The 5,980-nt window shown below is 68.7% G+C and carries 5 protein-coding genes; 3 read left to right on the top strand and 2 right to left on the bottom strand.

The genetic code is table 11. The features are described 5' to 3' along the window. The coding region (locus QZ271_RS13685; RefSeq protein ID WP_291432407.1) for an NAD(P)H-dependent oxidoreductase at positions 1-363 on the bottom strand (363 nt) is incomplete at its 3' end. A gap of 176 nt (positions 364-539) precedes the next feature. Further along, positions 540-1,577 (bottom strand): class II fructose-bisphosphatase, encoded by a 1,038-nt coding sequence (gene glpX / locus QZ271_RS13680; RefSeq protein WP_291432405.1) that lies wholly within the window; start codon positions 1,575-1,577, stop codon positions 540-542. A 446-nt stretch (positions 1,578-2,023) separates the two neighbouring features. On the opposite strand from glpX, the gene pgm reads away from it, so the two are divergent. The 3 genes from pgm to murJ all read left to right on the top strand — a co-directional run bounded on the left by pgm (position 2,024) and on the right by murJ (position 5,845). Then, the gene (pgm, locus tag QZ271_RS13675; protein ID WP_291432403.1) at positions 2,024-3,658 is read left to right on the top strand and encodes a phosphoglucomutase (alpha-D-glucose-1,6-bisphosphate-dependent); all 1,635 of its coding nucleotides are present in this window, start codon (positions 2,024-2,026) and stop codon (positions 3,656-3,658) included. Between the two features lie 2 nt (positions 3,659-3,660). Then, positions 3,661-4,185 carry a hypothetical protein gene (locus tag QZ271_RS13670; RefSeq protein WP_291432401.1) on the top strand — a complete coding sequence of 175 codons (525 nt, stop codon included), beginning with the start codon at positions 3,661-3,663 and terminating at the stop codon, positions 4,183-4,185. A 91-nt stretch (positions 4,186-4,276) separates the two neighbouring features. Continuing rightward, a complete protein-coding gene (murJ, locus tag QZ271_RS13665) occupies positions 4,277-5,845 on the top strand; it encodes a murein biosynthesis integral membrane protein MurJ (RefSeq protein WP_291432409.1) in 1,569 nt (522 codons plus the stop codon). The last annotated feature ends 135 nt before the right edge of the window (positions 5,846-5,980 follow it).

Here is a 5,980-nt window from a genome sequence, read left to right as displayed (position 1 = left end):
GCTGAAGGTCTTGTTGGCCAGTTTGCCGGTGGCCCACAGGCCGCCGAGCGTGTCGATAAAGGCGCGCAGCTGACTGGCCGCTCCGCCGAAGCGGGTGGGAGTGCTGAACAGGTAAGCGTCGGCCCATTCGAGGTCGGCGGGCGTGGCGGTCTGGACGTCAGCGCTGCGTTCCTGCTGGGCTTTCCAGGCGTCCTGGGTGTCGATCACGGCCTGGGGGGCCGTTTCGGGCACTTTCAGCAGGCGCACTTCTGCTCCGGCGGCGCGGGCCGCCTCAGCGGCGACTTCGGCCATGGCGTGGTTGGTGCCGTAGGTCGAGTAGTACACGATGGCCAGTTTGACTGGGGTGGGGGTGGGGTTCGTCATGACCGGAGTGTACGCCTGGAAACCAAAAGGTTCAACGTGAAGCTATTTAGCCCCTGTGAAGTGATCTCTCATGGTTGCTCATCTGGCGCTTGGGGGCAGTCGCGGAACCGGCCCCATGTCCACCTGCCTTTACCCGGATGGTGTGGTTGTGCCCCACCACTTCACCGCAGTCCGTATCAGACGCGGATCGTGACGCGCGCGCCGTCGTCTTCCAGGTGAACCGAATCGATGAACCGCACCACCCGCGTGGCGTACCCCATCACCAGCGTGTGCGTTCTGGCCCCACCGCCAAAATGACGAACGCCACTGAGCAGCTCGCCGTACGTGATGCCGGTCGCGCTGAACACCATCTGCGATCCCGGCGCCAGGTCGTTCGTCTTGTACACGCGCTTCTCGTCCACGCCCATCGACACGAAGCGCTCACGCATGGCGTCGTCCTCCGCAATGAAGCGGCCCTGAATCTCCGCGCCCAGGCACTTCAGGGCCGCCGCCGACAGCACCCCTTCGGGCGCGCCGCCCGAACCCATCAGCGCGTGAACGCCGGTGCCGCGCACGCCGACCTGCAGGCTGGCAACCACGTCGCCGTCACCGATCAGTTTCACGCGCGCGCCTGTGGCCCGCACCTGCCGGATCAGGTCCGCATGCCGCTCGCGGTCCAGGATGGTGATCATCAGGTCGTCAATGTCGCGTTCCAGGCTCTGCGCCAGCACGTTCAGGTTCGCCTCGACCGGCCAGTCCAGGTTCACCTTCCCGGCGGCGGGGGGCGGCACGACCAGCTTCTCCATGTAGCAGTCCGGCGCGTGCATCAGGCCGCCCCGTTCGGACAGGGCGATCACGGCCAGTCCGTTCGGCAGGCCCTTGGCGGTCACGGCCGTGCCCTCGACCGGGTCCACGGCGATGTCTACCTCGTACTGCCCGCTGCCGACCTGTTCACCGATGTACAGCATGGGGGCCTCGTCCATCTCGCCTTCACCGATCACGACCGTGCCCCGGATATCCAGCGAGTTCAGCAGTTCCCGCATGGCCTCGGTGCCCGCGCCATCCACGGCGTTCTTGTCGCCCATGCCCATGAAGCGGCTGGCGGCCAGCGCCGCGCCCTCGGTCACGCGCGCCGTTTCCAGCACCAGCGCGTGCTCGAAGTGGTTGTTGCCCGCGCGCGTCTCTGCGCCCCTCTCGGAGACCCTGTCTGCACCTTTCTGCCGTTTGACCGTCATACCCCGAACGTAACACGGCCCACATGAGACGCGGCGCCGGGAACGATTCCAACCCGGCGCGCCGCGTGTCACCCGCCGGGGGAGCAGCCCCTGACCTCCTGCCCGTTCAACATGTGGTTTCAAGGCGCGGCTTTAACCTGTGGCCGCATCAACCCATTACTTCAGGACGCCCGCCCACACCAGCAGTCCCCACAGCACCACCGGAATCGCCAGCGACCCCACGATCAGCTTCAGCAGCCGCCACCAGTCGTTCAGGAACTCCCTCATGCCGCCCAGCGTAGCAGCCGACCGTCACGGCGACCGGATCAACCGTCACCTGTCGTCCTGTCCCCAGGCGGCCCTGGCACCGGGCGGCCCTGTCCCCAGGCAGCCTGTCCCCGGGAGGCACTTCACGCTGTCTTACCGCAAGTGCCTGCGCGGGGGCCGCACTCCGTACACTGGGCGGTATGACCATCAGCGAACTGGCCGGTAAACGCGCTCCCCGGAGCCTGCTGACGAATATTCCCCGCCTGGTGGCGCACTACTACGAGACCCGCCCGCTGCCCAGCGACCCCCTGCAACGCGTGGCGTTCGGCACCAGCGGGCACCGCGGCAACAGCATCGCGGGAACCTTCAACGAGACGCACATCCTGGCCACCTCGCAGGCTGTCGCCGAGTACCGGGCGCGGGCCGGGATCACCGGGCCGCTGTACATGGGCCTGGACACGCACGCCCTGTCCGAACCCGCCTGGATGACCGCGCTGGAAGTCCTGATCGCCAACGGGGTGCGCGTGCGCGTGCAGCCGGGCCTGTTCACGCCCACGCCCCTGATCAGCCACGCCATCCTGGAACACAACCGCGTGGGCGCAGGCGGCGTGGCCGACGGGATCGTGATCACGCCCAGCCACAACCCCCCGCAGGACGGCGGTTTCAAGTACAACCCGCCCAGCGGCGGCCCGGCCGACACCGATGTCACCAAGGTCGTGCAGGCGCGCGCCAACCAGATCATCGAGGACGAACTGCGCGACGTGCAGCGCGTGTCCCTGGAAGACGCCATGGCCGCCCTCGAGGAATTCGATTTCATCACGCCCTACGTCACGCAACTGCCGGACGTGATCGACCTGGACGCCATCCGCCGCAGCGGCGTGCGCATCGGGGTGGACCCGCTGGGCGGCAGTAGCCTCCCGGTCTGGCAGGCCATCGGGGCGGCGCACGACCTGAACCTGACCATCGTGAACGACGTGATCGACCCCAGCTTCGCGTTCATGAGCGTGGACCGCGACGGGAAGATCCGCATGGACTGCTCCAGCCCCTACGCCATGGCGGGCCTGCTGGCCCTGAAAGGCGACTTCGACGTGTCCATCGGGAACGACCCGGATGCCGACCGGCACGGCATCGTCACCGCCGACGGCCTGATGAACCCCAACCACTACCTGGCCGTGATGATCGAGTACCTGTTCCAGAATCGCCCCGGCTGGCGCGCAGACGCCGCCATCGGCAAGACCCTGGTCAGCAGCGCCCTGATCGACCGGGTGGGCGCCAGCATCGGCCGCCGCGTCGTGGAAGTCCCGGTAGGCTTCAAGTACTTCGTGGCGGGCCTTCAGGACGGCTCGTTCGGGTTTGGCGGCGAGGAAAGCGCCGGGGCCAGCTTCCTGCGCCGCGACGGCCGCGCCTGGAGTACCGACAAGGACGGCCTGATCCCCGGACTGCTGGCCGCCGAGATGACCGCCATCACCGGCAAGACCCCCAGCGCCCGTTTCGCGGACCTGACCGCCCGCCTGGGCGCGACCGCCTACGACCGCCAGGATGCCCCCGCCACGCCCGACCAGAAACGCATCCTGGGCAGCCTCTCGCCCGAACAGGTCACCGCCACCAGCCTGGGCGGCGACCCCATCACCGCGAAACTCACCCGCGCGCCCGGCAACGACGAACCCATCGGCGGCCTGAAAGTCACCACCGACCAGGCCTGGTTTGCCGCGCGGCCCAGCGGCACCGAGGACGTGTACAAGATCTACGCCGAGAGCTTCCGGGGCCAGGAGCACCTGAAGCAGGTCATGAACGAGGCGCGGGACGTGGTCGCGGCCGCGCTGGGAGGGCAGTGACCATGAGCCACGCCCCGACCGACCCGGACAGCACTGGCACCCCCCTGACCGAGGAGGAACTGTTGCAGATCGTCATCACCCGCGAGGAAATCCGGAACGTGGAATTCGACTGGTTCGCCGCCGACACGCGCGGGCACGTCGCGCAGTTCCTGGCCGCCGGGGACGACACCGTCCCGGAAGCCGCCCTGCAAAGCGAGGGCCTGCTGGAACGCACGCACGTCTGGATCGACCTGCGCCCCGAAACCGAGGCTCCGAACGCCCCCGCCGGAGGTTTCGACGAGCACCTGACGCCCCCGCAGCGGCGCGGCGCCTTCGTGTACGACCGGCTGCCCGGCCAGGCGGGCGTGTACCGCCTGGTGGCCGCCCCGCGCGCCCCCTTCACCCTCAGCGACATGCCCGCGCACCTCCAGGCGTACCTGGATACCCTGCGCCTGAACGTCACCTTCGGCGCGCCGCTCCTGTTCATCGGGCCGGACGGCGGCGCCCACGAGGTCACCCCCGACGGGCAGAGCCCCCACCCGACCTGAACGCCCCGTAAAGGCCGGGCGGGGCGGGCGGTACAGTGGCCCCGTGAGTCTCCCGCCGCCCGGCCCGCCCCCCGCACCACCCGAACTGGACATGTCCTTCGAGGACGCCGGACCGCCCGGCGCCCCCCCACCCACCAGCCCGAAAAAATCACTGCGGGCGAATACCATCATCGTCATGCTCGGCACGCTCGGCTCGCGCCTGAGCGGCATCGTCCGGCAGCAGATCATCAACACCTTCGCGCCAGCCCTGACCGACGCGTTTACGGTCGCCGTGAAGGTGCCGAACCTGCTGCGTGAACTGCTGGCCGAGGGCGCCCTGGTCAACTCGTTCATCCCGGTCTACAAGACCCTGAACACCCAGGGCCGCCGGGAACTGGCGCAGGCGTTCAGCGGCGTGCTGATCGCCGTGAACCTCCTGCTGATGGCCGCCGGGATCTTCGCCGCGCCGTGGATCGTGGATCAGCTGCTGGCCAGTAGCTCCAACGTGGACCGCGAACTGGCCGTGTACATGACCCGGCTTCTCATGCCCTTCCTGATGCTGATCAGCCTGTCGGCCATCGCCATGGGCCTGCTGAACGCCGACGAGCACTTCCGGGAAAGCAGTTTCGCGCCCGTGGCCTTTAATATCGCCAGCATCGCGGCGCTTCTGATCCTCCCGAACACGGCCACCTGGCTGGCCTTCGGCTGGTTGATCGGCGGCGTGGCGCAGCTCGTGGTGCAGCTGCCCGCCCTGAACCGTTTCGGGCTGCTCCCCGCCCCCAGCCTCACACGACACCCGGCGGTGGGGCGCGTGCTGCGGCAGATGGCGCCGTTCACCCTGACCGCCGGGGCGCGGCAGTTTCTGAACGTGTACGTGACCAGCCTGCTGTCGAACGCGCAGCAGTTTCCCAGGGGAACCCAGACCGGGTACAGCAACGCCGAGGCATTGTTCACCATGGTCAACGGCCTGTTCGTGGTCTCCCCGGTCCTGGCCGTCTTCCCGCGCTTCTCGCAGGCCGCCGCCGAGAAGGACTGGACCCAGTTCCGTGCGCTGACCGCCAGCACCATCCGCACCACCACGTTCCTGGCCGCCCCGATGAGCGCCCTGCTGATCGCCCTGGCCCCCTTCGCGGTCAGCATGATCAACCTGGAAGCGCCCAGAGGCACGGCGGAACTGGACAAGTTCGCGGCGGGCAGCGGCATCCTGCTGGGCTGGGCTTTCGCGCTGGTGCCGTGGGCGCTGGTGACGGTGCTGCTGCGCACCTTCTACGCCCGTGAACGCACCCGCGAGGCCGTGACGATCAGCGCCATCGGCTTCGTGCTGGAGGTCGGGCTGTACCGCCTGCTGGTGCCGGGCCTGGGCCTGATCGGCTTTGGCCTGAGCACCACCATCAGCGGTCTGCTGATGACCGCCGCCCTGATCGTCCTGTACCGCCGCGCCGTGGGCTTCCCGGCGCGCGAGGTGACGGGGCACCTGCTGCGCGTCGTGCCACTGGCCGCCGTGTCAGGCGGCGCGGCGTGGCTGGTCACCCGCGCGCTGCCGATCCAGCCGGGCTTCATCCTGACCAGCATCCCCGTGCTGGCCCTGGCGGGCGGGGCGGGCCTCGCCGTGTACCTTGGCGGCGCGCTGGCCCTGAGAATGCCGGAAGTGGGGGCGATCACGCGCCGACTGAAACGGTAACCGGGTTGCAAGAAGGTGGGGTGTGGGAGCAATCTCCTACACCCCACCTCCCCGTACTCCCTTACAGCCGGATGCCGATCAGGGCGTAGGCGACCAGGGCGAGTTTCTCGCGCAGCAGGTACGAGCGGTCGACCT

The organism is Deinococcus sp., assembly GCF_018260555.1.
GTDB lineage: Bacteria > Deinococcota > Deinococci > Deinococcales > Deinococcaceae > Deinococcus.
Note: the sequence above shows the minus strand (reverse complement) of the source record. Positions and strands in the feature narration are given on the sequence as shown.

Excerpts from the sequence above, each read along its gene's own strand:
- glpX (WP_291432405.1), bottom strand. The coding sequence starts at position 1,577 with ATGACGGTCAAACGGCAGAAAGGTGCAGACAGGGTCTCCGAGAGGGGC.
- pgm (WP_291432403.1), top strand. The coding sequence starts at position 2,024 with ATGACCATCAGCGAACTGGCCGGTAAACGCGCTCCCCGGAGCCTGCTG.
- QZ271_RS13670 (WP_291432401.1), top strand. The coding sequence starts at position 3,661 with ATGAGCCACGCCCCGACCGACCCGGACAGCACTGGCACCCCCCTGACC.
- murJ (WP_291432409.1), top strand. The coding sequence starts at position 4,277 with ATGTCCTTCGAGGACGCCGGACCGCCCGGCGCCCCCCCACCCACCAGC.